At 59.9% G+C, this 24307-nt stretch carries 20 protein-coding genes, 2 tRNA genes and 2 rRNA genes (1 of these 24 cut by a window edge); 17 read left to right on the top strand and 7 right to left on the bottom strand.

The window, feature by feature from the left end:
* Positions 1 to 333: 333 nt before the first annotated feature.
* From AB7531_RS35840 to AB7531_RS35830, 3 genes are all read right to left on the bottom strand, one after another.
* The gene (locus AB7531_RS35840) at positions 334 to 1065 is read right to left on the bottom strand and encodes a protein-L-isoaspartate(D-aspartate) O-methyltransferase (protein WP_084795290.1); all 732 of its coding nucleotides are present in this window, start codon (positions 1063 to 1065) and stop codon (positions 334 to 336) included.
* Positions 1066 to 1161: 96 nt separating this feature from the next.
* Positions 1162 to 2349 carry a 6-phosphofructokinase gene (locus AB7531_RS35835; protein ID WP_063985300.1) on the bottom strand — a complete coding sequence of 396 codons (1188 nt, stop codon included), beginning with the start codon at positions 2347 to 2349 and terminating at the stop codon, positions 1162 to 1164.
* A 50-nt stretch (positions 2350 to 2399) separates the two neighbouring features.
* Positions 2400 to 3545: a fructose-1,6-bisphosphatase gene (locus AB7531_RS35830; RefSeq protein WP_063985299.1), complete on the bottom strand. Its 1146-nt coding sequence runs from the start codon at positions 3543 to 3545 to the stop codon at positions 2400 to 2402.
* A gap of 713 nt (positions 3546 to 4258) precedes the next feature.
* Here AB7531_RS35830 and AB7531_RS35825 point away from each other — a divergent pair.
* The gene (locus AB7531_RS35825; RefSeq protein ID WP_346283416.1) at positions 4259 to 4732 is read left to right on the top strand and encodes an Arm DNA-binding domain-containing protein; all 474 of its coding nucleotides are present in this window, start codon (positions 4259 to 4261) and stop codon (positions 4730 to 4732) included.
* A 240-nt stretch (positions 4733 to 4972) separates the two neighbouring features.
* Here the strand turns inward: AB7531_RS35825 and AB7531_RS35820 are convergent, their stop codons facing one another.
* Positions 4973 to 5476: a MarR family transcriptional regulator gene (locus AB7531_RS35820; protein ID WP_063985298.1), complete on the bottom strand. Its 504-nt coding sequence runs from the start codon at positions 5474 to 5476 to the stop codon at positions 4973 to 4975.
* Between the two features lie 144 nt (positions 5477 to 5620).
* On the opposite strand from AB7531_RS35820, the gene AB7531_RS35815 reads away from it, so the two are divergent.
* From AB7531_RS35815 to AB7531_RS35790, 6 genes are read left to right on the top strand one after another with little or no spacing between them, the layout of a single operon-like run.
* Positions 5621 to 6751: an amidohydrolase family protein gene (locus AB7531_RS35815; protein WP_063985297.1), complete on the top strand. Its 1131-nt coding sequence runs from the start codon at positions 5621 to 5623 to the stop codon at positions 6749 to 6751.
* The gene (locus AB7531_RS35810; RefSeq protein WP_063985296.1) at positions 6748 to 7851 is read left to right on the top strand and encodes an amidohydrolase family protein; all 1104 of its coding nucleotides are present in this window, start codon (positions 6748 to 6750) and stop codon (positions 7849 to 7851) included. The genes AB7531_RS35815 and AB7531_RS35810 overlap by 4 nt, the downstream gene beginning before the upstream one ends.
* Complete coding sequence (locus AB7531_RS35805) at positions 7851 to 8264, top strand: Rieske (2Fe-2S) protein (protein WP_063985295.1); 414 nt, start codon at positions 7851 to 7853, stop codon at positions 8262 to 8264. Before AB7531_RS35810 ends, AB7531_RS35805 begins: the two co-directional genes overlap by 1 nt.
* 45 nt (positions 8265 to 8309) lie before the next feature.
* Entirely contained in the window at positions 8310 to 9326 is a 1017-nt protein-coding gene (locus AB7531_RS35800; protein ID WP_231144277.1) for an ABC transporter substrate-binding protein, read from the top strand.
* 7 nt (positions 9327 to 9333) lie between these two features.
* Positions 9334 to 11097 (top strand): ABC transporter permease, encoded by a 1764-nt coding sequence (locus tag AB7531_RS35795; RefSeq protein WP_063985293.1) that lies wholly within the window; start codon positions 9334 to 9336, stop codon positions 11095 to 11097.
* 18 nt (positions 11098 to 11115) lie between these two features.
* A complete protein-coding gene (locus AB7531_RS35790; protein WP_063985292.1) occupies positions 11116 to 12234 on the top strand; it encodes an ABC transporter ATP-binding protein in 1119 nt (372 codons plus the stop codon).
* 14 nt (positions 12235 to 12248) lie between these two features.
* On the opposite strand, the gene AB7531_RS35785 is transcribed toward AB7531_RS35790, so the two are convergent.
* Both AB7531_RS35785 and AB7531_RS35780 read right to left on the bottom strand, forming a co-directional pair.
* Positions 12249 to 13301 (bottom strand): ABC transporter substrate-binding protein, encoded by a 1053-nt coding sequence (locus AB7531_RS35785; protein ID WP_231144279.1) that lies wholly within the window; start codon positions 13299 to 13301, stop codon positions 12249 to 12251.
* A 5-nt stretch (positions 13302 to 13306) separates the two neighbouring features.
* Positions 13307 to 14635: a Rieske 2Fe-2S domain-containing protein gene (locus tag AB7531_RS35780; protein WP_063985290.1), complete on the bottom strand. Its 1329-nt coding sequence runs from the start codon at positions 14633 to 14635 to the stop codon at positions 13307 to 13309.
* A 156-nt stretch (positions 14636 to 14791) separates the two neighbouring features.
* On the opposite strand from AB7531_RS35780, the gene AB7531_RS35775 reads away from it, so the two are divergent.
* Positions 14792 to 15271 (top strand): MarR family winged helix-turn-helix transcriptional regulator, encoded by a 480-nt coding sequence (locus tag AB7531_RS35775; RefSeq protein WP_063985289.1) that lies wholly within the window; start codon positions 14792 to 14794, stop codon positions 15269 to 15271.
* A gap of 48 nt (positions 15272 to 15319) precedes the next feature.
* Positions 15320 to 15697 carry a YybH family protein gene (locus AB7531_RS35770; protein WP_231144281.1) on the top strand — a complete coding sequence of 126 codons (378 nt, stop codon included), beginning with the start codon at positions 15320 to 15322 and terminating at the stop codon, positions 15695 to 15697.
* A gap of 287 nt (positions 15698 to 15984) precedes the next feature.
* On the opposite strand, the gene AB7531_RS35765 is transcribed toward AB7531_RS35770, so the two are convergent.
* On the bottom strand, positions 15985 to 16326 hold the full coding sequence (locus tag AB7531_RS35765) for a hypothetical protein (protein WP_063985288.1): 342 nt from the start codon (positions 16324 to 16326) through the stop codon (positions 15985 to 15987).
* A 440-nt stretch (positions 16327 to 16766) separates the two neighbouring features.
* Between AB7531_RS35765 and AB7531_RS35760 the strand changes: the two genes are divergently transcribed.
* From AB7531_RS35760 to AB7531_RS35725, 8 genes are all read left to right on the top strand, one after another.
* Positions 16767 to 17897 (top strand): ABC transporter substrate-binding protein, encoded by a 1131-nt coding sequence (locus AB7531_RS35760; protein ID WP_081369351.1) that lies wholly within the window; start codon positions 16767 to 16769, stop codon positions 17895 to 17897.
* 101 nt (positions 17898 to 17998) lie between these two features.
* Positions 17999 to 18937, top strand: a complete 939-nt coding sequence (locus tag AB7531_RS35755; RefSeq protein ID WP_224517721.1) for an ABC transporter permease — start codon at positions 17999 to 18001, stop codon at positions 18935 to 18937.
* Complete coding sequence (locus tag AB7531_RS35750) at positions 18931 to 19719, top strand: ABC transporter ATP-binding protein (RefSeq protein ID WP_063985287.1); 789 nt, start codon at positions 18931 to 18933, stop codon at positions 19717 to 19719. Before AB7531_RS35755 ends, AB7531_RS35750 begins: the two co-directional genes overlap by 7 nt.
* A gap of 153 nt (positions 19720 to 19872) precedes the next feature.
* Positions 19873 to 20673, top strand: a complete 801-nt coding sequence (locus AB7531_RS35745) for a class I SAM-dependent methyltransferase (RefSeq protein ID WP_063985286.1) — start codon at positions 19873 to 19875, stop codon at positions 20671 to 20673.
* A gap of 617 nt (positions 20674 to 21290) precedes the next feature.
* Positions 21291 to 22779: ribosomal RNA gene (locus AB7531_RS35740) — 16S ribosomal RNA — on the top strand.
* 188 nt (positions 22780 to 22967) lie between these two features.
* Positions 22968 to 23044 (top strand) — tRNA-Ile (locus AB7531_RS35735).
* 33 nt (positions 23045 to 23077) lie between these two features.
* A tRNA-Ala gene (locus AB7531_RS35730) sits at positions 23078 to 23153 on the top strand.
* A gap of 411 nt (positions 23154 to 23564) precedes the next feature.
* A 23S ribosomal RNA gene (locus AB7531_RS35725) occupies positions 23565 to 24307 on the top strand (it continues 2130 nt past the right edge of the window).
* The 16S and 23S rRNA genes sit together here with 2 tRNA genes alongside, the layout of an rRNA operon.

Genomic DNA, 24307 nt, shown 5'->3' with positions numbered 1-24307 from the left:
TTGCTTCACCCGTGGCATGGTCGCCATCCTTTCGGAAGTTGTCGTGAAAGGGTCAGCTTGACGTAGCAAGTGTGCCTGTACGTCTAGAAATGCGACCTAGCGCATTCGGTTCCCCTTCGCGCGCGGGTCTTTTTGAGTTGCAACTGGTGGCGGACCCGACTGACCGTCTGACGATGTCCGTTAACAGGGGCAGAGCGGAAGTTGGATTTCGCGGCGGTCAATGCGGATTTTGACCCGAAGCCGACAGGTTCGAACAGCTGGCGCTTTCCGCAAGGCTCCAGCCAGCGAGGCGACTGCGCAAGTGCTGCTCAAGAATTAAACGTCGATTGGTTTCTAATCTGGTGAGCGCGTAAAGGGTACAAACCGCACGAGGCTGGCGGCGCGCGTTGTTGTCTTGCCCGGGCCGGTTTTTTCCACCACCGTGAGCTGCTGAGTGGTGTAGGCAGGTCCCACCGGCATCACCAGCCGGCCACCCAATTTGAGCTGCTCAATCAGCGGCGCCGGTACGTGCCCGAGCGCTGCGGTGACGATGATTGCTTCAAAAGGACCGCAATCGGGCCAGCCGGCATAGCCGTCGCCAAGCCGAACGCTCACATTGTCATACGCGAGGTCCTTGAGCGTTTTGGCTGCGGCTGCGGCCAACTGCGGGATGATCTCGATGGTGCAGACCTTTCGCGCCAGGTGCGCAAGGATGGCAGCCTGATAGCCCGAACCCGTACCGACTTCGAGCACAACATCATCGGGCGCGACGTAAGCCAGCTGAGTCATCAAGGCCACGATGAATGGCTGCGATATGGTCTGGCCGGCGCCGATCGGAAGCGGCATGTCTGCGTATGCGATGGAGCAAGATCGCTCAGGGATGAACAGATGGCGTTGTGTTTGCCCCATGGCCTCAAGGACTCTCCCCGACAGCCCCTGCTGTCCCAAAACACTGACGTGGGACCGGGCGTAGGACCGGATGGTTTCGACCATGGCGGCGCGTTCGAGGACGCATTGAGCGTCCTGTGCGGTCACTTCGCGCACGACGGTCACCATAGAAAGCACGAGCAGCAGCAAGGTCCTCATGAGCCGTCTCCCCGATCTCGGTGGCGCGGCGGCGACAAGGCCGGTTGCGACGCACCCGCAGCAACCAGTCATGCCGGCGCTTGGGTCACCATCTATCTATGACGCGCGGTTGAGAAAGATCGGCAACCCCTGCTTGTTGCCGTAGATGGGGCGATAGCGCTCCGTGTTGTAGCTGCTGGCGACGTCCAATTTGCGCGGGCCGAGCTTGGCGTCAGGGATGGGCACGAGGTCGTAGCAGCCCTCTACCAGCGCCGACATGAGGCCGGTCTTGCCTTCCAGGATGGCATCGTAGGCCATGTTGCCGAAAGTCAGGGCCACAAGCTTGTCGATGAAGTCCGGATCGCCCGATCGCAGGTCGTAGGTGAGGTCGGAGGTGATCGTCTCCTCGCCGGCGCGCCGCTTGATCTCGTCGGCAAGCGATTCCGCCACGTTGGCCTTCTTGCGGTGACCGTAGGCGTCAGGCTCGCCGTATTCCTGCAGGTTGAAGCCCTCCCACTCGGCACCCTCGCTGAGCACGATCAGCGCGTAGTTGCTTGGGTTCGCTCGCTTCTCCTCGAGGAGCAGCTGGATCAGTTTGTCGAGGTTGACCTTGTACTCCGGTATGACGCATCGTATCGAGGTCGCATACGCGGCGTAGAGCGCTGTGAATCCAGCATCGCGGCCAAAGACGCGGAAAATGCCAATTCGCTCATGCGAGCCGACAGTGGTGCGCTGTCGCTGGATGGCATCGCTGGCGCGGGTGATCGCGGTCGAGAAGCCGATGCAGTACTCGGTGTTGCGGACGTCGTTGTCCATCGTCTTCGGGATGGCGATGATCTTGACGCCGAGTTCGTTGAGCTTGGCCGCATAGCTGAGCGTGTCGTCGCCGCCGATGGCGATCAGGTGTTCGATTCCGAGCCCCGAAAGGTTCGCCAGCACCTGGCCGGTGAGGTCCCAGGTCTTGGTTACGATGCCGTCCTTGGTACTCAGGGAGACTGGAACGTCCCTGCCGACGAGATGATCGGGCAGCTTTTGTATTTTGGACGGATTGATGCGGCTCGAGTGCAGCACGGTGCCGCCGCGCCGGTCGATAGTGCGAGTGTTTTCACGGTTGAGCGGGATGACATAGTGAGACCTGCTGGTCGGGTCCTCGAGGTTCAAGTGCGTGAGGGCCTCCCAACCACGGCGGAGACCGACGACCTCGATGTCGTTCTCACTGCCGCGATAAGTCACGCTCTTGATGACTGCGTTGAGGCCGGCGACGTCGCCGCCGCCCGTGAGAATGCCGATGCGTCTTTTCGCCAAGCCAAACCTCCCAGCATTGGCAGGTCGTAATAATGCACAGCGCAGCTTCGCTACTCGGCCGCTTCCGGCTTGCGCTCCTCACGCAGCCGAAATCGCTTCACGAGTGCGGATACGGTGTCGCGGAAGCCGCCATATTCCAGCTCAGAATAGGGCAGCATCGCAGCGCCGGACCAGCCCTGGCTGCGCATCTCGATTGCCTTGCGTTGCGCGCGCCGGCGCACCTCGTCCCACGCCGGGTTGTCGAAGAAATCGGTATAGGACTCGGAAAAGCGGCCGTCCTTGTCGACCGAAAAGCCAGCGCAAGAAACGATCGGCAGGCAGTACATGCCAGTGACCGGTGTATTGAGCGGCACGGGCATCAGCGGCATCACATGCGAGCCGCGCGCATCGCCGCCCACGAAGTGTGCCTTGGCGAAGGGCGAGATAATTTCCTCGGGCGCCGGGAAAATTCCCTGGTTTCTGATGATTGCGACCGGATCGTCCTTGCCGGTGTACTTGCCTGCGATTGCGTGAAGACGTTGCGCCGACACGGCGGCGGCAACCTCGCCATATGTTTGAGAAACGATGCGATCAATGCCAAAGCGCTCGTTGTCGCGGAGCAGCGCGGCAATGTGGTAGTTGTCCTCGGGCGCGTCGAGTTCGATCACGCTGTCGCCCGCCGTGTGGTCCATGTCGATGACATGGAAACGGAATCCCTTGATCATCGGGGGTAGCATCAGCCCGGCGCAATACATGGGATCAGCGAAGGCGAGGTAGAGCGGCAGGTTATAGGCGCCGGGGCCGCATTTGTCGGCGGCAAACACCATGAATGATTCCGCGGGTCTCGGCCCCGAGAGGCTGTGGTCGAAGCTGAGCTCGGCGACGCCCGGGCCGGCACCGCGAATGTTTCCGGAAGGTGCGTCTGCGAGAAGATCCTGGCCGGCGCCGTAGAGACCGGAAGTCCTTGCAACCGAAGTGGCCGCAAGAAACGCCTTCCAGGCGAGTTGATGGATCTCGGAGCTCCCCTCGCCCCGAGTGTGCGTCATGATGATCGCAATGTCGTCGCCGGTGTGGCAGACAAAACCGTCGATCAACAGACCATTGCAGATCGCCTTCGCGACCTCGCCCTCGACAGCTGCCATCATGCGTGAAGATGGTTTCGTATGCCCGCCGACTGAGCCAACGTCAGCCTTGATGACCGAAAGAGTGAGTCTCATGAGCTTTCTCTCCGACCAGCACAGCGCGACGCCTCTGCGCAGGCTGCGCCGGGGCGACGGCGCTGCTCATACGCCGGAAGAACGTCTGATGTTACGTTAGGTTCCGCAGATGCCCTTCCTGCTCGGAAAATCCGCTTCCCGAGATATTCAACCACCTTAAGGATCATACCAGAACCGATAGGATAAGTAGATCATGCGCCATCATTTTCTACGGTGCACGAGTCCGGTTTTGGCCCGCGTGATACATGCCGGTGCAGTCTGACGATTTCCGTTCACAGGGGTAGACCGGAAGAGAGCGGCATTGTCCGCCGCTTGTGCCCGCACTGTAGGTAAGAAGGTGTCGAAACCACTGGAGAAGCGGCAGCCCAAAGAGCTCAGCAAGCGCCAGCTTTACGCCATACTAGCTGAGGCGGTCAGGAATACGGACTAAGAGCTAGCCCGCGAAGCGCGCCCGCCCTCCATAGTCCTGAAACGGGAAATGATATTGCCCGTCAGAATGCGGCGTCTATTGCAGATCGTGCCAAGACCGGGAAAGTTCGGCAATCTATGACGGCGTGTTCCGCCCGTGAATACACCGTATGGTTGGCCCAGAACAAAACGGGCCACGTTGTCATTTCAAACTAGGCCACTGTCGCCGGAAACAGGCCAGTGCCAAGACTTTGACAGTGGTCCGACCAGATCGACTTGCTTGAGGATGGGAGACCGCTTGGCCTATCACACAGCCCCTCAAAAGTGACCAACGGAAATTATTCGCATTTTCGCAGTGCCGTCATCATCTTCTCAGCCAGCAACAACAACGGCGACGGTCTCTACCTCGTCATCGCGATTGCAAGAACTGGTGCTACCGGTACTGGAAAGAAGGTAAGCCGCGCTGGCTCGGTCTAGGATCGCTCAAGGACGTGTCGCTAAAGGACGCGCGGCTTGTCCGCGACGCAGCGCGTCTTCGTGTCAAAGGCGATCGCAGCGCACCCGGCGTCGACATCGTGTGGAGAAGCGAGCGGCGCCTGAGGAAGCGAAAGCCGGAGAGACCAAGGTCACCCTGCCTACTTTCGAGCTGTGCGCCGAAATCTACATGCGCAAGCACTGGTCGATCTGGAGCACGAAGCATCGCGTTCAATGGCCGTCGTCGCTCAAACGGTACGCTTACCCGGCAATTGGAAACTCACGATCCCAGAGATCAAGCCTAGCCACGTCTACGAATTGTTGCGGGCGATCCGGGTTGAAAAGCGAGAGACGGCTACAACTTTCAGAACAATGCACCACCTAGCAGGACTTTGGGGCGATCCGAAACCGCCGGCCGTCTCCCTAAGGAGGGCAAGAGCGTCGCGCGTGCCGTGAGTGAGACGGGGGCATCCTATCGAGAAACATTCTGCGGGGTGGACTTGAGCATCGTAGCTCATTTGATCCTGCCGCTGCTGTGGGATCCGTTAGTGCTCCCAATCAGCATGATCCAAGGCATTAGAAAGCTGATGTAAAAGTTGCGACAATTGTTGTTTGTCGGCGGTTGGGAAATCTTTGAATAGCCGAGCCTCGCGCTTACGCGAAGCTTCGGCCATTCTCGTGGCGAAATCTCTACCTTCGCGGGTAAGCTTGGCGATGGCGGCTCTGCCACGGGAGCGAGTTTGCTCGATCGAGATCAGCCCTCGATCCGCCAGGACGGCGAGACTGCGACTTGCTGCAGCCTTGTCGATGTCGGCGGCGTCGGAAAGCTCACTGACATTGAGGGATTCGATGCTCTTGAGCGTCATGAGAAGACGCCATTCCACGATGCCGATGTTCCAGGCCGCGCGGTAATACGCGGTCGCACCTCTGTTGAGGCGCATGCCGAGGGTCGACACCAGCACGGCCACATGCTCACGAGCCAGCATTCCGGCACTCCGAGAACGTTCGTCCGAAGCTTTCTCCCTCTCGAATTTCTTGGTCGCCGGCATTTTCGAAGATCTCCAATGGACTTCGTTCCAAGTCCCGCATTTTGCAGCGCATTGATCCAGATCAAATTTCTTGACAAAACATTTATTGACATATCAACATAGAGCTCAATCTCCCAATTCCAAGAAAAAAGTGGCGAGAGTGACATGGAAGGAAACGGCTTGGTCGCCGGTCTTGATGAGGCGAGGACGTATGCCGGCGCAATCGATTGCGACCTTCACCCGGCGGTGCCCGGGATGGGCGTCCTCCTGCCCTATCTGGACGACTATTGGCGCGAGATGGTCTCCGTCCGCGCGCTCGATCGTCTCAATCTGAGCCTGACCAGCTATCCGCAGAATTCGCCGCTGTCCTGTCGTCCAGACTGGCTTCTCCCGGGCGGTGCGAAGGCTGGCTCCTCGCTCGAAGCGATGCAAGACCATGTGCTCGATCGGTTTCGACCACGCTATGGAATTCTGAACTGCCTCTACGGCGCGCAGGTCCTTCACAGTGAGGATATGGCGGCAGCGTTCTGCCGGGCGACCAACGACTGGATCAGAGATCACTGGCTCAACCGGGATCCGCGGCTCCGCGCCTCGATCGTGATCCCGTCGCACAACGCGGAACTCGCCGTGGCGGAAATCGACCGCCGCGCCGACGACTTCCGGTTCGTGCAGGTGCTTATGCTGGTGTCCGGTGAAACGACGCTAGGCCGGCGACATCTCTGGCCCATCTACGAACGCGCCGAGCGCCTCGGCCTGACGATCGGAATTCACGCAGGAAGCGCCTATCGATATGCGCCTACCGCGGTCGGGTGGCCGTCATACTATGTCGAGGACTATGTGGCGCAGTCCGCAGCATTCGAGAGCCAGCTTCAAAGCCTGATATCGGAGGGCGTGTTCGCGAAATTCCCCCGGCTCAAGATCGTTGCAATCGAATCCGGATTGACGTGGCTGAGCGGATTCATCTGGCGCGCCGACAAGACATGGAAAGGTGTGCGAGCCGAAGTTCCGTGGGTCACGCGCACGCCGTCGGAGATCATCCGCAACAATGTGCGTTTCACCGTCCAGCCGGTCGATGCGGCGGACGACGGCGAGGCCATCATGCGGCTCGCCGATCACATCAAGTCGGACGAGCTGTTCCTGTTCTCGACCGACTATCCGCATTGGCATTTCGACGGGGAGGCGGTCCTCTCCGGCCGGCTCCCTGATGCGCTTTTCCGCAAGATCGCCAGTGAAAATGCGCTCGCCACTTACTCGCGATTGGCCACGGCCGATCAGATCATGGAGGTTGTGCCATGAGCACCGTTGAGCTGGAGCGGCCACGGGCCTCGAACTACAAGCTGAAAGTCATCGATTGCGACATCCATCCGGCGATGACGTCCTGGACCGAGGTGCATCCTTATCTGGAAAGGCAATGGATCGAGCATCTCACGGTCTATGGCAGCCACCTGCGCCACGCCTTCTCCGAGGCACTGTCGCATCCGCGCATGTCGCCCGACGCTGCGCGGATCGATGCCTATCCGGAGGAGGGCGGGCCGCCGGGATCGAGCCTTGACCTGATGAAGAAGCAGCACCTCGATCCGAACGGGATCGAGGTGGGCATGTTGATACCCCTGCGCTGGAATCCGGGCAGTCAGAGAAATCTCGACCTTGGCGTCGCATTGACCCGCGCGATGAATACCTGGCAGGTCGAACGCTGGGTGAAGCAGGAGCCGCGTTTGAGGGCCTCGGTGCTGATCGCCCAGGAGGACACGGTTGCCTCCGTCGCCGAGATCGATGCCAGGGGAGGGGATCCCAACTTTACCCAAATCCTGATCCTGCCCAAAACGGACGAGCCGCTCGGACGCCGGCGCTACTGGCCGATCTATGAGGCGGCCGTGCGCAACAACCTGCCGATCACGATTCATGTCGGTGGCACCAACGGCCATCCGTCGACCGGCGGCGGATGGACATCCTATTACATGGAGGAACATCACTCGGTCGCCCAGACCATGCAGGCGGTCGTGGCCAGTCTCGTGTTTGAAGGCGTCCTGGAGCGCTTTCCCGAGTTGCGCGTCGTGATCATGGAGGGCGGGTTGGGCTGGGTGCCGTCGCTCAATGCGCGCATGGACAAGCACTGGGCACGCCTTCGGAGCGAGGTTCCTCACGTGAAGAAGCCGCCGTCGGAATACGTGTGCGAGCAGGTGTGGTTCAGCACGCAGCCGATGGAAGAGCCGGCGACGTCAGCCGAATTGATCGATCTGTTCGACAGGATCGGATGGGACCGGCTGCTGTTTTCCACCGACTACCCGCATTGGGATTTCGACGATCCGCGCTACGCGTTTCGCGCCAATCTCACGCAGGCCCAGCGCGAGCAGCTTCTCTACGAGAATGCGCGCAAGTTCTACAGGCTGGACTGATGGCGCGGCATGTGGTTGCGACCGTGGATCAGATCCCGCCGGGCCAGCGCCTGCTGGTCCAGGTCAATGGACGCGAGATCGGCATCTTCAATGTCGAGGGCGAGTATTTCGCCGTCGGCAATCGTTGCCCGCATGAGGGGGCGTCCCTGTGCAAGGGGCGCATCGTCGGGCTCGTCGAGGCGACGGGGCCCGGTGACTATCAATACAGCCGTCGCGGTGAGTTGTTGCGCTGCCCGTGGCATGGCTGGGAATTCGATCTGCGAACCGGGCGGTCATGGTGCGAGCCAGATCGCACCAAGGTCCGAAGCTATGAATTGAAAGTCGAGCCCGGAGGCGCGCTGATCGAAGGTGAGCTGCGCGCCGAAACGTTTCAGGTCACGATCGACAAGCAATATGTTGTCCTGGAAGTCTGAAGACCAGCGGATTGCCAAAGCAAAAAAGAGCATTGGGAGGAGTAAGTGTTGTTCAAGCTAGGGATGTCGGCGGCTGTCGCCTGTTTCGTGGGTCTGTTGAGCTCCGCGCACGCCGAGGACGGTTCTTGGGACAAGGTCGTCGAGGCCGCCAAGAAGGAAGGCAAGGTCGTGGTCTACAACATGGCCTTGGGCGCTCCCTACTTCACGGCTGTCCTCAAGTCGTTCGAAGCGAAGTACGGAATTCCGGTCGAGAGTCTCGACCTCCGTGCCAGTGAGCTCTCCGAGCGCATCCGCACCGAGCAGGCGGCCGGCCGCTTCCTGGGCGACGCGGAAATGGTCACGACGACCATGATCGAGGAGCAACTCAAGAACGGCGATTTCGTGCAGAAACTGCCGCCGATCCCGAATGCCGCCCATTTGCGACCGCCGTTCAAAGCCAATGAATACAGCGTGCCGGCCTTCATGCAGCCGATGGGCATCCTCATCAACACGCGGCTGGTCAAGGAGCAGGACATCCCGACGAGCTGGAACGATCTCAACGATCCCAAATGGAAGGGCAAGATCCTCTCGGACGACATGCGGCCGCTCGGCAGCGGGAATACCATGTTCGCCATCCTGGAAAAGACCATGGGCATCGACTTCAATCAGAAGCTCGCCGAGCAAAAGCCCGTGTTCAGCCGCGATATGCGAAACGACGCGCGGCGCGTCGCTCGCGGCGAGTACGCCATCTATATCCCGCAGATCTTTGCCTTCACGTCCGATCTGAAGGGGCTGCCGGTGAAAGTCGTGATTCCAAAGGAGGGTGCACCTTTCGCGGAGATGGATCTCGCGGTGCTCAAGAACGCGCCGCATCCCAACGCTGCGCGTTTGTTCATCGACCACTTCCTCAGCGTCGAGTCGCAATTGCTCTACGCGAACGCCTGGATGCTTCCGGTGAACGCCGCGGCCGCCGAGCGCGCCAATCCGGACGCGCAGCAGTTCGTGAATGCCAAGATCATTGGTCCCGCCAAGCTGGCTGAGCGCTCCTCGATGATGGATCTCGCCAAGAAGCTCTATCCCTGAGAGACCCATGAGCGTTTCAGCCGGAGAGGGAGTGAACAACCTCGTCGAGAGGCGTACGACCGGCCTGAGCGGGATCGGGCGGTGGCTGCAGGCGACTGCGGCAGGCCGCCTTGCGGCGCTCGCTCTGCTCGTCGTCGTTCTCGCCTTCCTTTCCGTCTATCCGCTGTCGATGCTGCTCTATGGAAGCCTGCATTCGACGCCGCCGGGAATGGCCGGCACTTACAATCTAGACGGATATCGCGACGTCATCACGCTGCAAAGCGCGGTGACACTCCTCAACACCGTCGGCATATCCCTGGCCAAGACCATCCCTTCGGTAATCCTGGCCGTCCTGCTCGCCTGGATACTGGCGCGAACCGACACGCCATTCCGGGCGGCTCTGGAAGTCCTGATCACGCTGCCATTCTTCATTCCCCCCATCCTGACCGCAATGGCGTGGGGCATGCTCGGCAATCCGCAGGTCGGATTGCTCAATCAGCTCTATCAGTGGGTCACGGGATCGGAGACAGCGCCGATCAACGTCTATTCATATGGCGGCGTAGTCTGGCACATGATGCAGTATTCCGTGCCGTTCCTGTTTCTTCTTATCGTGGACGCCTTCCGAGCGATGGATCCGAGTCTCGAGGAGGCGGCGACCATGTGCGGCGCATCACGCCTGCGAACTTTTCGCTCTGTCACGCTGCAGCTTATGCTGCCCGCGCTGACCGGTGCGGCCATCCTGAGCTTCATTCGCGGCATCGAGAATTTCGAGTCGCCGCTCTTCTTCGGCTCACCGGCGGGAATTCGGGTCATCACGACGGACATCTACGACTCGATCAACCAGCGGTCGCCGCCGCAATATCAGTATGCAACCGCGATCAGCTTCGTCATCATGGCGCTATTGTTCCTGATCGTTCTTCTGCAGCGGCGGATGCTGCGCGGCCGAAGTTTTCAGACCATCACTGGCAAGGGCTATTCGCCTTCGGTGATGAAACTCGGTGCATGGCGATGGGCAACCTTTGCCTTTTGCGTTCTGTTCTTTGTGGTGACGGTGGTTCTCCCGGTCGGACAACTCGTCATCGGCTCGTTCTTCAAGTTCTTCGGGTTCTACCAGTGGGACATGCTGACCCTCGAGCACTATCAGGCGGTATTCGGCAGCAGCGAGTTCTGGCGCGGGTTCAGCAACACGATGTTCCTGGGCCTCGTCGGCGCCACGCTGACGATGTTGCTCGGCGCAACCGTCGCCTATGTCTCGGTCCGAACGAAGTGGCGAGGCCGGTTGCTGATCGATTCGATGGCTTGGCTGCCGTGGATGATGCCCGGTATCGTCCTTGGTGTCGGGTTTCTCTGGGGGTTTGCTCTGCTGCCTCACGCGATTCCGATCTACGGCACGATCTGGGCGCTGCTGCTGGCCTATATTTCGCTTGGGACGCCGCTTTCGGTGCGCGCCATGTCGAGCGCATATGCGCAGCTTTCGTTCGACCTCGAGGAGTGCTCCCGGGTGCATGGCGCAAGCTGGCTGCAAACCATGAGGCGCATCGTCCTTGCCCTGGCCTGGCCTTCCTTCGCCGTCGGATGGGTGCTGGTGTTCTTCGGCATCATGCGCGAGCTGAGCGCATCCGTTCTGCTCTATTCTGTCGGCTCCGAGGTGTTGTCTGTCGTGCTGCTGAAGCTGTGGGCGAACGGCAATGCGGAGCAGGTCAGCGTGATCGGGCTCATCATGATGGTTCTCGTGATCGTCTTCCGGTGGGTTCAACTCAAGTTCATCAGCAGCCGTATCGGTGGAATGTGACCAGGCTTGGATCGTGCCATGTCGAATGTCGTTCTTGAGAAAGTAAGCCGGAGCTTCGGTAATTTCGTCGCGGTCGACGGCGTCGACCTGCGGGTCAGCGAGGGTGAATTCGTCACCCTGCTGGGGCCGTCGGGGTGCGGCAAGACCACGACGTTGCGGATGGTCGCGGGCCTCGAGCAAAATTCCGGCGGCCGCATCAGCATCGGCAACGAGGTCGTCAGCGATGCGGCTCGCGGCGTCTTTGTTCCGTCGGAGCGCCGGCGGCTCGGCATGGTCTTCCAGTCATACGCGATCTGGCCGCACATGACCGTCTTCGAGAACGTCGCCTATCCGCTGCGGGTGCGCCGCAAATCCGCGGCCGAGATACGCGATCTCGTCGCCAGGGCACTTCGCCTCGTCGAGATGCAGGATTTTGCCGAGCGGCCGGCACCGGCGCTGTCCGGCGGCCAGCAGCAGCGGGTCGCGATCGCGCGGGCCCTCGTCTTCGAACCCAAGGTGCTGCTGCTCGACGAGCCGCTCAGCAATCTCGACGCAAAGCTCCGTCTGCAGATGGGCGACGAGTTCCGTTCGATCCAGAGACGGCTTGGGATGACGAGCCTGTACGTGACACATGATCAGGCCGAAGCGATGGCGTTGTCCGACCGTGTGGTCGTGATGGATCGCGGTCGAATCCAGCAGATCGGAGCGCCCGAGGAGATTTATCGCTATCCCGCAAACCGGATCGTGGCAGCCTTCTTCGGAACACCGAACCTGCTGGAGGCCAGTGTGGAGGCCTGCACGCGGATCGACGATCGCCGGGTGCGGCTCAACGTCGTCGGCAAGGGCTGGCGTGGAGCGTGCCAGTCGGCAAGCGAGATCCGGCCCGGGCGGCCCGTGACCGTCATGGTTCGTCCCGAGGACGCCCGTATCGCGGCCCCAGATGCGGCTCACAGTGACCACGAACTTCGATGGTCCGGACAGATTGCGCATACGATCTTCCGCGGTCCGATCCGGTCCGTCGTGGTGCAGACGGACGATAGCCGCCTCAATGTCGATGCGCCGCCGTTCGGTGGCTTCTCCGTCGGAGACAATGTGACCGTCGTCGTTCCGCAGCAGTCGGCTTGGGCTGTGCCGGAGCAGGCCGGCGCAGCCCCTTAAGCCGGGAATGCCTCTCAGCGATAGATCTGCTGAGCCAAAGACAGCATCTCGTTCATGCGTTCTGGATCCGTGGTGCCGAGAAGCTTCGTTGTTTCGATTTGTGCCACCGCGGGATCGACACCGGTCAGCGCGTCCGCCGTGGTCGGCAGCAGCCCGAGCCTCGCAAGGTTCTGCTGCATCGTCTTGCCCAGATAGTATTCCATCAGCAGCCGCGCCGCGTTGGGGTGGGGTGCATTCTTCAGCAGCGCGAGATCGTAGCCGACATAGGGCAGCCCCTCCTTCGGCGCGATGAACTTGACCGGGAGGCCCTTAAGTTCGAGCAGCGACGTCAGGCTGTCGGGGATGTAGAGCGGGTATTCGCCGCGCGCTACGCGGCGCTCATTTGCGGGTATCTCCCGGCTGAACTTCAGGTCCTGCTGGGCAAGCTTCTCGTGGAAGGCGCGCCCGTAGAGGTCCTGCAGGACCGAGAAGAGCACGCCGCCGCCGCCGAGCGTCCGCGGATCGTCGCTGAGGATTTTTCCTTTCCAGCGCGGATCCGTCAGGTCGAGCCAGCTTTTCGGCTCGTCCGCCGGCTTGACCAGCATGGTGTTCGCCAGGATGCCGTATACGATGGCAAAGACAGGGAGCCGCATGCCGTCGCTTGGGAAGTCCGTCTTGAGACGGCCGAGGCTGGGGAGGGGGCCGTGCGGTTCGAAGACACGCTCCTCCTTGATCTGCAGCGTGGTCGTGGTCCGCCCGTTCTCGGAGACGTCGGCTGCGTTGCGGCCCGCAGCCTGCTCGATGCGGATGCGCTCCCGGACTTCGCTCGCGCGTGCTTCGAGAATGTCCACGGTGATTCCGTAGGCGGACTCGAAGTCCTTCTTGAGCTCCTTGTGCGCGGCAAGGCCGACGAACGCGCTGTAGAGCACCACGCGGCCTTCCTTCTTTGCGGCGGCGACCAGCGAGGACCATTCACCCTCCGCTCTCGACGGAGCCATGATCGACGGCAGGATCGAAGAGGCCGTCAGTCCAAACACCGTAGCGCGGCGCGTGATGCGCGCGCGCGTTTCCCGGTCCGGCGTGGCCATTGTCGCTACTCCGCGGCTTGCGGGCTCGGGGCACGCCAGCGAATGGCGGTCTTCAACTTGTCCTGATAGGCCTCGAGCCAGTCGATCTTCGCGTCAGCGTAGTAGGAGCCTGCGCGCGCGTTCCAGAACACCTCGGCATCGTCGACGCCGGGCGGCACGGTGCCGCTGTTGGCGAATGCCCGTGCAGCGTTGAGCAGGCGCCGCCTCGTCCGCGCGATCATCACGTCGCTCGGTGCGAGATGTTCCTTGGTGTGATCGACGATCGGCCCCATGCTTTCCGTGACGGCTTGGTCCTGCATCACGATGTTGCGGATGCCGGTGTAGATCTTGTTGGTGCGCTGAGCTTCGCGATCGATCTGCCAGTCGTTGCCGATGTTCTGGACCGCACGCCAGCGCCCATACCAGTCCGTGGTGTTGGGTAGATAATCGAGACCGTCGGCCCCGGGGATGCCACCACCGGATTTCAGCTTGGAACTCGAGTAAGTCGCCCCTTTGGCGCGGCCGCCATAGATCGAGATCAGCATCGTGTGAGTGTCGTCCATGGGCACCCACGCCTTGGCGACCACGTGGTCGGCAAAGTCGGCGTTCGGGGTCTGGGTCCAGAACGGCAGTGAGAAATGCGCCATGCGCCAGTGCATTCGATCGTCCGCTTCCGGCCGAAACGCGCCGTACATCGTGCCCCAGTCGGTCTCGGTGACCTTGTACTCCGGCGCTCGGTTGGAAACCGTGTGACGGGCCGGGTGGCCTTCCTCGAAATCATCAGGGTTGATGTGTCCGGCATGCAGGAAGCCGAAATGCGACGTGTCGATATCGCCTTCGAGGCCCTGGAGCCAGTTGGCTTCGCGTTGGAGGATGGTGACGGTCAGATCCTGCTCCGGAACGAACAGCGCTTCGTGCATCGGCATCGGCGGCGCCTCGGCCCGCGCGCCCATGTAAACCCATATGAGGCCCGCGCACTCGCGAACCCTGTAGCTTTTTGCGCGGACCTTTTCCTTGAAATCCTGCGGAGGGGGGACGTTCGGCATTTCGAGGCAGCGGCCGTCAACGTCGAACTTCCAGCCGTGATAGACGCAACGGATACCGTCCTGCTCGTTACGGCCGAGGAACAGCGAGGCACAACGGTGCGGACATTGATGATCCAGCACGCCAACCCGGCCCGAGCTGTCACGGAAGGCAATGAGCTGCTCACCGAGCAGCATCAGGCGCATTGGATCGCCGTCGACTGATAGTTCCGAAGAGAGAGCGGCGGGTATCCAGTATTGCCGCATCATCTCGCCCATGACCGTACCCGGGCCAACCAGCGTCAGATCCTGGCCGTCAGTCGATTTCGACATGGTGATCCTCCTTGGTTCTTTTGAATGCTTATTATTTGCATTATGCAAGTAATTCGCCCCTGCGTCAATGACGCGATCGTCCGGAAAGCGAGCGGTTGAGCGGTGCAGTGCAACTCGTTATGGTTCTGCTCCCTTCACCGCGAGCAAATTGTCTTGATGAACAAGGTCAGCACGATCCTCCCGCTCGAGAACTGGACCGGGTACCGGTTCGGTCTCATCGCTTCGCGGCTGGGCAGCTTCATCTCCCCCATGTACGAAGATCGTTACGAGCTGACGATGCCGGCCTGGCGAAGCCTTGCGGTCATTGCCAGGCATCAGCCGCTGACGGCCACGCAACTTGCGACATTGACCTCGTCCGACGCGTTCAAGGTCGCGCGCTCCATCGAATTGCTGGTGCGTCGAGGGCTGATTCATCGTGACGTGGATAAGGCAGACCGCCGCCGCGCCAGCCTGAGCCTCACGACCGATGGCCGCAAGGTCTACAAGGATATCGAGAAATTCGTGGTTCGGGTCGAGCGCAAGCTCATGGCCGCGCTCGATCCGCACGAAGTCGAGGTTTTGAGGCGAAGCCTAGACAAGCTCGATCAGCAACTGGAGACCGAGATCAAAGCGCAGGGCCGCGAGAAATTCCTGTAACGGTCTTCAACACTACTCATTTGTCTGCTCGGCGCGCCGGGAATTTCGTTGGCCGCGGACGCCAAGGGGGACGTGGAGAAGGCTTACGCCGCTTGGGATGCCGCATTTAATAAGCACGACGAGAAAGCCATCGGCGCCTCCTATGTCGCGACGGCAAAATTGATGCCGCCCACACATCAGGTCGCGTCGGCGCCGGCCGAGATCGAGAAGTTCTTTGCCGGACTCTTCGCGAGCGGTGTGACGGATCACAAGTTGGAGATGATCGATGCCGGCGGAGACGACAAGGTAGTCTTCGGCGCAGCCAAGTGGAGCGCTACGGGTAAGGACAAGGAGGGCAAGCCGTCTCCCTTCAGTGGTTTGGCGACGCACGTCTTCGAACGCCAAGCCGACGGATCGCTCAAATTGAGGCTGCAAACATTCAACTAAAGCGGTCGAACCTTAATCGGTCCGGCGAGGCGGCGGCCTTACCGGACGCCCAAAGGGCTACTTGTCTCCGGTGCAAGATATGTCTGGGTTGGGTCAAACTGCGACTTAACGGGGAGGGCAGTTCTTGGCGAAACGTGGACATTTGCCCTGATCGGCACGTCTCCGAAGAGCCAAGATCAGAGTGATCGTCGCATTCGGTCGCGGCGTGGACTTGCTACGATGACGTGAGGATTCCGCAGCTATCCTCTCATACAACGCCACCTCTACGCGCTAGTGCGGCAGAAGAGCTATCTGCTGGGGTCATTTGGAGCAACGGCCTCCTCGAACAGCTCAACCTTACCGCGCGTGTTGTCTGTTAGCGCAAAAACCTCGTAAAAATCGATCTGCGGCTTCATGCCGTAGCGCTGGATGATGCCCTCGAGCCACGGCCCGGTGTAGAACGCCGTAGCGTCCTCGATACGCTCCCACTGGTACACGCCGCCCGCCCAGCCGCTTTCGGACCAGATGAAGTGCTTGCTGATCAGCCCCGTCACCCCGCGGAAGTTGGGGGCGATCATGTGAAAGTGCTCGCGACACGCGGCGTGGTCGATCTGCGGCGGCAGTGTGTATCGTACAACGGCGGTAATCATGCGACCTCCTTGTAAGTATGCCCCGGCGCAACATTGATGCCATTCCCGGGATCAAGCTAGCGAAGCGGGAAGCCGACCATTCCAAAGCATGCTGAACTTAGCGTCGAAGTTCAGCCTATCCTGCATGATCTCGGTCCGGGCGTTGCTCAATTCGCGCAACGCAGGCTCCATGCATGCTGGTGCGTGTCGACTCAGATATTGACCATCTACTCGCGCCGATCGCGATCAAATGCGACAGACGCCGCCGTGAGTAGGTCAACACGATTGACAAGAGCCTTAATCGCCGCGCGGCTATCTCCTTCCAATTTTTTGCGTTAATGTGAAGCTCTTCACACCTGTGTAGCAGACGGGCTCGGATGATGCCCAAAGAGAGGTGAGCTAAGGCCCCGCAAAGCGCCGCCCAGTTCTATTCCATTCACACGCGAGTTTGGGAGTGACACATGGAAAAGCGCGAAATTGGCAACAGCTTGACGAAAGGTCTGTCCGAAGCGAAGCGGGGCGCCTTCTCCCGCCGCTCGGTGTTGACGTTGGTTTGCACCCTCGGCGCCACGGCGCCGCTTGGAATGTTTGGAGCGGCTCGCGCGCTGACGGCATCCGGGACTGGATCGCTGTCTTATATTCCCGGCGAGCCTCTTATTTGTCGCGCCGCAGCGAGCAGTGAAGAGCTGCAGGGCCCACCCCGCCAACTCAAACTCGCCTGGAATGCGAACGCGGCGTGCACCGTCGCTGCGGCAGTCGCAAAGGAGCGGGGTATCTTCGCCAAGCACAACCTCGATGTCGAATTCGTCAATTTCGGCGGTTCGACCGACCAGTTGTTGGAGGCGATTGCAACTGGCAAGGCGGATGCCGGTTTGGGATTGGCCCTGCGCTGGCTCAAACCGCTGGAGCAAGGTTTCGACGTTCGGATCACCGCCGGTGTGCACGGCGGCTGCATCCGGCTCCTCGGCTCCAAGGCTGCGAATATTGACAGCCTGGAATCCCTGCGCGGCAAGGCCATCGGGATTAGCGATCAATCGAGCCCAGCGAAGAACTTCTTTTCGATCTACCTCGCCAAAAAGGGCATCGATCCGGCCCAAGAGGTAGAGTGGCGCCAGTACCCGGCCAATCTGCTCGCGCTTGCCGTCGACAAGGGCGAAGTGCAGGCGCTGGCCGAGATAGATCCGCTGCCCTACCTCTGGCTCAAGGAAGGCAAACTCAACGAGATCGCGACGAACTTGACGGGTGAATTCGCCGACCGCACCTGCTGCGTTCTCGCGATACGTGGCAGCCTCACCCGAAGCGAAATGCCGGTGGCGGCCGCTCTGACCCGATCGATACTGGAGGGGGCAGACCTAGTTGCCAGCGATCCCGCCGATGCCGCAGCAATCTATTCGGGCTACGGCGGGAGAGGATCCGTAGAGGATCTCGCCACCATGTATCGTAGCCATACTCACCACAATCACCCGGTCGGGGCCACGCTCAAGAAGCAGCTTCTACTCTACACCGACGAACTCAAGGCAGTGAACGTCATGAAGCGAAGCACTGACCCGGCCAAGTTCGCCGAGCGGATTTATCTTGACGTTCTAAGCTGAGCCGATTGGGAAGATCCGCAGTGAGCTCGGTCATCGATGAAGTGCCGAGGCCATCAGAGAAATCGGGTTTCGGCTTTTTTGAAAGTTCGACCACTCGGTCGTTGATCGGCGGACTGTCTGTTGCCGCCGCATGGTCTATGGTCGCCGTGCTCACTGCGCTCTGGCCGGATAAGCCCGAGAGCGATTGGGCCTACACGGGCGGCTTCGCGATTGCCTGCGGCGCGTTGGCCCTTGCGCTCGCCCTGGCAGCCTTTGCCGGCGTTCGTTTTGTTGCTTTTCAGCGTCTCCAGCGGCTCTCCCCGTGGCTGTTTGCGCTCGCGCTGTTTTTTGCTGCCTGGGAGGCCGTCACAGCAAAGCTTGGATTGCTGCCGTTGCCGTTCTTTCCGCCGCCGCAGGCCATTGTCGAAGTCGTAATCGATGATTGGGGGCGGCTGGCTGAAGGCATCTTCGCCTCAGCGCGTCTGCTCGCGACCGGTTACTTTCTCGGTGCGGCGGTGGGGTTCGTAACCGGCGTGGCGATCGGCTGGTCGCGGCTCGCCGGTTATTGGATCCACCCAGTTTTGCGGTTCATCGGGCCGCTGCCCGCGACAGCTTGGCTGCCGCTCGCATTTTTCGTTTTCCCGTCGAGCTTCAGCGCCAGCATTTTCCTGATTGCGCTCGCCACCGGGTTTCCGGTCACCGTGCTGACCTGGTCGGGCGTCGCCTGCGTGAAGAGCGCCTATTACGATATTGCGCGGACATTGGGAGCAACCCAGCGCTTCCTCGTGCTCAAGGTTGCCATTCCGGCGGCAATGCCACATGTCTTTGTTGGCCTGTTCATGGGTCTCGGCAACTCGTTTGCGGTTCTTGTCGTAGCCGAGATGCTGGGCGTGAAGGCGGGGCTCGGCTGGTACCTGCAATGGGCGCAAGGTTGGGCGGCCTATGCCAATATGTACGCCGCGCTGCTGCTCATGGCGTTCTTGTGCTCAGGGCTGATCACGCTGCTGTTCCGCTTGCGGGACCGCCTGCTATCCTGGCAGAAAGGTCTGGTGCGATGGTAGCGGCGATCGCAAGCGATCACGCGGTCCGTGGATCGACGCTAACGCTCCGCGAAGTGAGCCACAGCTTCGATCTCGAAGGGCAGCCCCTGCCGGTATTGGACCGCATCAGCCTTCAGGTCGGCCGCGGCGAATTTGTCGCTCTCCTGGGGCCGAGTGGGTGCGGAAAATCGACCCTGCTGCGGCTGGTCGCGGGGCTCGACACTCCAACAGCCGGCTCCCTGCTAGCGGAGGGAAGAGAGATCGAAGCACCCGATCCGTCGCGTGTCGTCGTTTTTCAAGACCCAACGCTCTATCCATGGCGGACGGTACGGAGCAACGTTGCGCTCGGTCTGGAAGCCCGCGGGTTGCTACGCACTCATGGCGGGCGTATCGAAGACGCCTTGCGCCTGGTGGGGCTCACGGGCTTCGCCAATGCCTACCCGCACCAGCTTTCCGGTGGCATGGCGCAACGCGCGGCTCTGGCGCGTGCGCTTGTCAACGACCCAAAGCTGCTCATTCTCGACGAACCTTTGGGCCAGCTCGACTCGCTGACTCGCATCGCGATGCAGGCGGAACTCGTATCACTTTGGCAGCGCTCGCGCTTCACGGCGCTGATGGTCACGCACGATGTCGAGGAGGCGCTATTGCTTGCTGGCCGTGTCATCGTGCTGAGCGACCGGCCTGCACGGGTCAAGGCTGAAGTCGTCAACAGCCAGCCCTATCCTCGCCACCGGGGCGATCCGCACTTCGTTGAGCTTCGTCGCGAGGTGTTTGGGCAACTCGGCCTCGATGAGGCATGGTAGCCCTCAAAAGGAGCTCGCCGTGACGGATCTTCTCATACGCATCCACAGAGCAAGCAGCACGGCGTTCTCGCTGCGATCGCAATGCGATTGCGTTAGCGGCTGTGCAGCCACCTCCTGGAGATCTAAAAATCTGGGAAGCACACGGAGACTTCGATGACCTCAGAATTCAACGTCCACAGCGCCGCGGGCTATGAGCAGCTCATGGGCCGCTGGAGCCGAAGACTCGCGCGGAAATTCATCGACTTCACAGGGATTTCCGACGGCGAAAGGATTCTCGAGATCGGCTGCGGCACCGGTAGCTTGACCTTCACGCTCGCCAAAGCTGCCGACCTCGCCGAGATTACCGCGGTCGACTATTCGCCAATCTTTGTCGAGGAGGTAATCCGGCGCAACACAAACCCGCGAATAAAAGTCCGACAGGCGGATGCCTGCGCCCTGCCCTTCGAGGGCGGCACGTTCGATCGCGCTTTGGCGCTTCTCGTGCTCCAGTTCGTTCCCGAAGCCGGTAAGGCAGTAGCCGAGATGCGCCGCGTCGTTCGGCCGGGCGGCGTGGTCGCGGCAGCGGTGTGGGATCATCTCGGCGGGATGCCCGGCATGCGCATGATGGTCGACACGGTGGCGGCACTCGGTGAAAGCGGGCGCCAGCTGCGCAGTCGCTATTGCTTTCAACCAATGATGCAGCCGGGCGAACTGAGACGGACTTTTGCCGAACAGGGTCTCGTGAGCATTGCGGAAGTAGAGCTGATGATCCGCATGGACTACAAAAGCTTTGCCGACTATTGGACGCCGATTGCCGCTGGCGAAGGGCCGCTCGGCAAGTATGTGGCAGCGCTCGATGCTGCGGAGCGAGCGCGCACCGACGCCGCCGTGCGCGATGCCTACGAGGCCGGCCGGCCCGATGGCCCGAGGTCCTTTGCAAACGTCGCGTGGGCGTGCCGAGGCATCGTTCCCTAACTCGACGGCCAGAGCGGTCTCTTCCGAGGTCCTGGCTATCTGAGTGCCCGGGTGGAAAGTCGATGAACGTCTGGGCTTAACCAGGACGAGCAGGCTTGCTGCTCTGCTACGCGGACACGAGAAGATTGGCGAAGTGGAAACTTTTCATTTTCTGCTTGAAGTCAGGTGAGTGAGCGTCTATGCGTTTGCCAGCGTTGCCCGTCTGTCGGGCGCTCTCTTTGGCCTAGATGCCAAGGGAAGCATGCACGCTCTTGATGCTCCTCACCTTGTTGAGTGACACAACAGTCGACATAAGTCGATTGGAGTTCATTCATCGTCGGTGAGGGTGTCGGGAACCCTTCCACTCTGGAAGGTTGGGGCCACCTGGTCCCGGGCTGTTTGACAAGTGAAGATGAAGAAAGAGAAACGTGGACGGCGGAGTCCTTGCGCCTCTCGGACACTGAAGAGCTTCGGCTTTTGAGTTCTGAGAGGGGACGAAAGACTTCGGCGGTACACGTTTTAAAGGAAACACCATCGCTGCCAGCGATGTGAATCGCGGGCAGCTCGACGACTTCGGTTGTCGAAATAATGGTGGGACCTCGTCAAACGTTGTGATCAGCCGGTTCAAAGTTCAAGTCCAACTTGAGAGTTTGATCCTGGCTCAGAGCGAACGCTGGCGGCAGGCTTAACACATGCAAGTCGAGCGGGCGTAGCAATACGTCAGCGGCAGACGGGTGAGTAACGCGTGGGAACGTACCTTTTGGTTCGGAACAACACAGGGAAACTTGTGCTAATACCGGATAAGCCCTTACGGGGAAGGATTTATCGCCGAAAGATCGGCCCGCGTCTGATTAGCTAGTTGGTGAGGTAATGGCTCACCAAGGCGACGATCAGTAGCTGGTCTGAGAGGATGATCAGCCACATTGGGACTGAGACACGGCCCAAACTCCTACGGGAGGCAGCAGTGGGGAATATTGGACAATGGGGGCAACCCTGATCCAGCCATGCCGCGTGAGTGATGAAGGCCCTAGGGTTGTAAAGCTCTTTTGTGCGGGAAGATAATGACGGTACCGCAAGAATAAGCCCCGGCTAACTTCGTGCCAGCAGCCGCGGTAATACGAAGGGGGCTAGCGTTGCTCGGAATCACTGGGCGTAAAGGGTGCGTAGGCGGGTCTTTAAGTCAGGGGTGAAATCCTGGAGCTCAACTCCAGAACTGCCTTTGATACTGAAGATCTTGAGTTCGGGAGAGGTGAGTGGAACTGCGAGTGTAGAGGTGAAATTCGTAGATATTCGCAAGAACACCAGTGGCGAAGGCGGCTCACTGGCCCGATACTGACGCTGAGGCACGAAAGCGTGGGGAGCAAACAGGATTAGATACCCTGGTAGTCCACGCCGTAAACGATGAATGCCAGCCGTTAGTGGGTTTACTCACTAGTGGCGCAGCTAACGCTTTAAGCATTCCGCCTGGGGAGTACGGTCGCAAGATTAAAACTCAAAGGAATTGACGGGGGCCCGCACAAGCGGTGGAGCATGTGGTTTAATTCGACGCAACGCGCAGAACCTTACCAGCCCTTGACATGTCCAGGACCGGTCGCAGAGATGTGACCTTCTCTTCGGAGCCTGGAACACAGGTGCTGCATGGCTGTCGTCAGCTCGTGTCGTGAGATGTTGGGTTAAGTCCCGCAACGAGCGCAACCCCCGTCCTTAGTTGCTACCATTTAGTTGAGCACTCTAAGGAGACTGCCGGTGATAAGCCGCGAGGAAGGTGGGGATGACGTCAAGTCCTCATGGCCCTTACGGGCTGGGCTACACACGTGCTACAATGGCGGTGACAATGGGACGCTAAGGGGCAACCCTTCGCAAATCTCAAAAAGCCGTCTCAGTTCGGATTGGGCTCTGCAACTCGAGCCCATGAAGTTGGAATCGCTAGTAATCGTGGATCAGCACGCCACGGTGAATACGTTCCCGGGCCTTGTACACACCGCCCGTCACACCATGGGAGTTGGTTTTACCTGAAGACGGTGCGCTAACCCGCAAGGGAGGCAGCCGGCCACGGTAGGGTCAGCGACTGGGGTGAAGTCGTAACAAGGTAGCCGTAGGGGAACCTGCGGCTGGATCACCTCCTTTCTAAGGATGGTTCTTCAGAAGCTTGCTTCTATCGAACCGTTTTAGAAACATCAGTGGCCAACGATCGTCAGGATTGTTGAGCTGCATTGGCGGGATTTCGCCGTCTTCGTTTCTCTTTCTTCGCGGACGAACACGCGCTGGGGCTGCAAGCTTGCAGAATCCCTGGTCCTTGACTGGATATGCGTTAGGGGCTTGTAGCTCAGTTGGTTAGAGCGCGCGCTTGATAAGCGTGAGGTCGGAAGTTCAAGTCTTCCCAGGCCCACCACACTCATCGAGTGAGCATTCGTCTTCTGGTTACGGGGCCATAGCTCAGCTGGGAGAGCGCGTGCTTTGCAAGCATGAGGTCGTCGGTTCGATCCCGTCTGGCTCCACCAGATGGTTTGATCATCGACTGATCGTGCACCTAAATCGTCCGCGAAACATCACTTCGCACTTACTAGTCCGGATGGACAGTAAGCTGCGTGATTTCTGACATCGTAAAGAGGAGATCGATCCGAGTTGGATCGGGCAACAAGCAATTGTTGCGCGATACTTCATTATCTCCGGATCATTTCGGCGCTCGTGCGCCTTTCAATGTAGCTCACAAGGCTGCGTCTGAGAGGAATGCGAGTTGTAAATGATCCTTTTAGCGAAGCTTGACCGCCTCGCTATCGGAACGATCTTACGAAGCAAGCTGGTCTTTCTAATCATTGTCCGGCTGCAGATAGCGTTCATCGAGGGCGCGTGCCGCAAGGTAATTCTGCAGACAACATTCTGCCGAGTGTGTGGACATTGATAATGAGAGCAATCAAGTGCCTTAAGGGTGTTCGGTGGATGCCTTGGCGCTGAGAGGCGATGAAGGACGTGCTACGCTGCGATAAGCCGTGGGGAGCTGCGAAGAAGCTTTGATCCATGGATTTCCGAATGGGGAAACCCACCTTCGATAGCCGGAACTCCAAGACCTTTGTCGAAAGACATTGGTGTGGGGTTCGATCAGAAATGAGAGATGCCTAGGCCTTTAGATTTCGATCGAAGAGGTTTTGGATTTCCGGTTATCAAGAGAAGGTATGAGACTTCTGAATACATAGGAGGTTTCAAGCAAACCCAGGGAACTGAAACATCTAAGTACCTGGAGGAAAGGACATCAACAGAGACTCCGTTAGTAGTGGCGAGCGAACGCGGACCAGGCCAGTGATACATCAAAGACAATCGGAACCGGTCAGGAAAGCCGGGCCTTAGAGGGTGATAGCCCCGTACGAGTAATGCGATGATGTATCCACGAGTAAGGCGGGACACGTGAAATCCTGTCTGAACGCGGGGGGACCACCCTCCAAGCCTAAGTACTCCTCAGCGACCGATAGTGAACCAGTACCGTGAGGGAAAGGTGAAAAGCACCCCGACGAGGGGAGTGAAATAGACCTGAAACCGGACACCTACAAACAGATGGAGCCCAAGATACGTTCTGGGTGACATCGTACCTTTTGTATTATGGGCCAGCGACTTAATTTAACGAGCAAGCTTAAGCCGATAGGCGAAGGCGTAGCGAAAG

This window comes from Bradyrhizobium sp. 63_E2_N1_3 (assembly GCF_052076005.1).
GTDB classification, from domain to species: Bacteria; Pseudomonadota; Alphaproteobacteria; order Rhizobiales; family Xanthobacteraceae; genus Bradyrhizobium; species Bradyrhizobium barranii.
This window is presented reverse-complemented; position numbering and strand designations above follow the sequence as displayed.

What these genes read in the sequence shown, in the direction of transcription:
- AB7531_RS35840 (WP_084795290.1), bottom strand. Translation starts at nt 1,065, where the DNA reads ATGAGGACCTTGCTGCTGCTCGTGCTTTCTATGGTGACCGTCGTGCGC.
- AB7531_RS35830 (WP_063985299.1), bottom strand. Translation starts at nt 3,545, where the DNA reads ATGAGACTCACTCTTTCGGTCATCAAGGCTGACGTTGGCTCAGTCGGC.
- AB7531_RS35820 (WP_063985298.1), bottom strand. Translation starts at nt 5,476, where the DNA reads ATGCCGGCGACCAAGAAATTCGAGAGGGAGAAAGCTTCGGACGAACGT.
- AB7531_RS35815 (WP_063985297.1), top strand. Translation starts at nt 5,621, where the DNA reads ATGGAAGGAAACGGCTTGGTCGCCGGTCTTGATGAGGCGAGGACGTAT.
- AB7531_RS35810 (WP_063985296.1), top strand. Translation starts at nt 6,748, where the DNA reads ATGAGCACCGTTGAGCTGGAGCGGCCACGGGCCTCGAACTACAAGCTG.
- AB7531_RS35805 (WP_063985295.1), top strand. Translation starts at nt 7,851, where the DNA reads ATGGCGCGGCATGTGGTTGCGACCGTGGATCAGATCCCGCCGGGCCAG.
- AB7531_RS35795 (WP_063985293.1), top strand. Translation starts at nt 9,334, where the DNA reads ATGAGCGTTTCAGCCGGAGAGGGAGTGAACAACCTCGTCGAGAGGCGT.
- AB7531_RS35790 (WP_063985292.1), top strand. Translation starts at nt 11,116, where the DNA reads ATGTCGAATGTCGTTCTTGAGAAAGTAAGCCGGAGCTTCGGTAATTTC.
- AB7531_RS35785 (WP_231144279.1), bottom strand. Translation starts at nt 13,301, where the DNA reads ATGGCCACGCCGGACCGGGAAACGCGCGCGCGCATCACGCGCCGCGCT.
- AB7531_RS35780 (WP_063985290.1), bottom strand. Translation starts at nt 14,635, where the DNA reads ATGTCGAAATCGACTGACGGCCAGGATCTGACGCTGGTTGGCCCGGGT.
- AB7531_RS35775 (WP_063985289.1), top strand. Translation starts at nt 14,792, where the DNA reads ATGAACAAGGTCAGCACGATCCTCCCGCTCGAGAACTGGACCGGGTAC.
- AB7531_RS35765 (WP_063985288.1), bottom strand. Translation starts at nt 16,326, where the DNA reads ATGATTACCGCCGTTGTACGATACACACTGCCGCCGCAGATCGACCAC.
- AB7531_RS35760 (WP_081369351.1), top strand. Translation starts at nt 16,767, where the DNA reads ATGGAAAAGCGCGAAATTGGCAACAGCTTGACGAAAGGTCTGTCCGAA.
- AB7531_RS35750 (WP_063985287.1), top strand. Translation starts at nt 18,931, where the DNA reads ATGGTAGCGGCGATCGCAAGCGATCACGCGGTCCGTGGATCGACGCTA.
- AB7531_RS35745 (WP_063985286.1), top strand. Translation starts at nt 19,873, where the DNA reads ATGACCTCAGAATTCAACGTCCACAGCGCCGCGGGCTATGAGCAGCTC.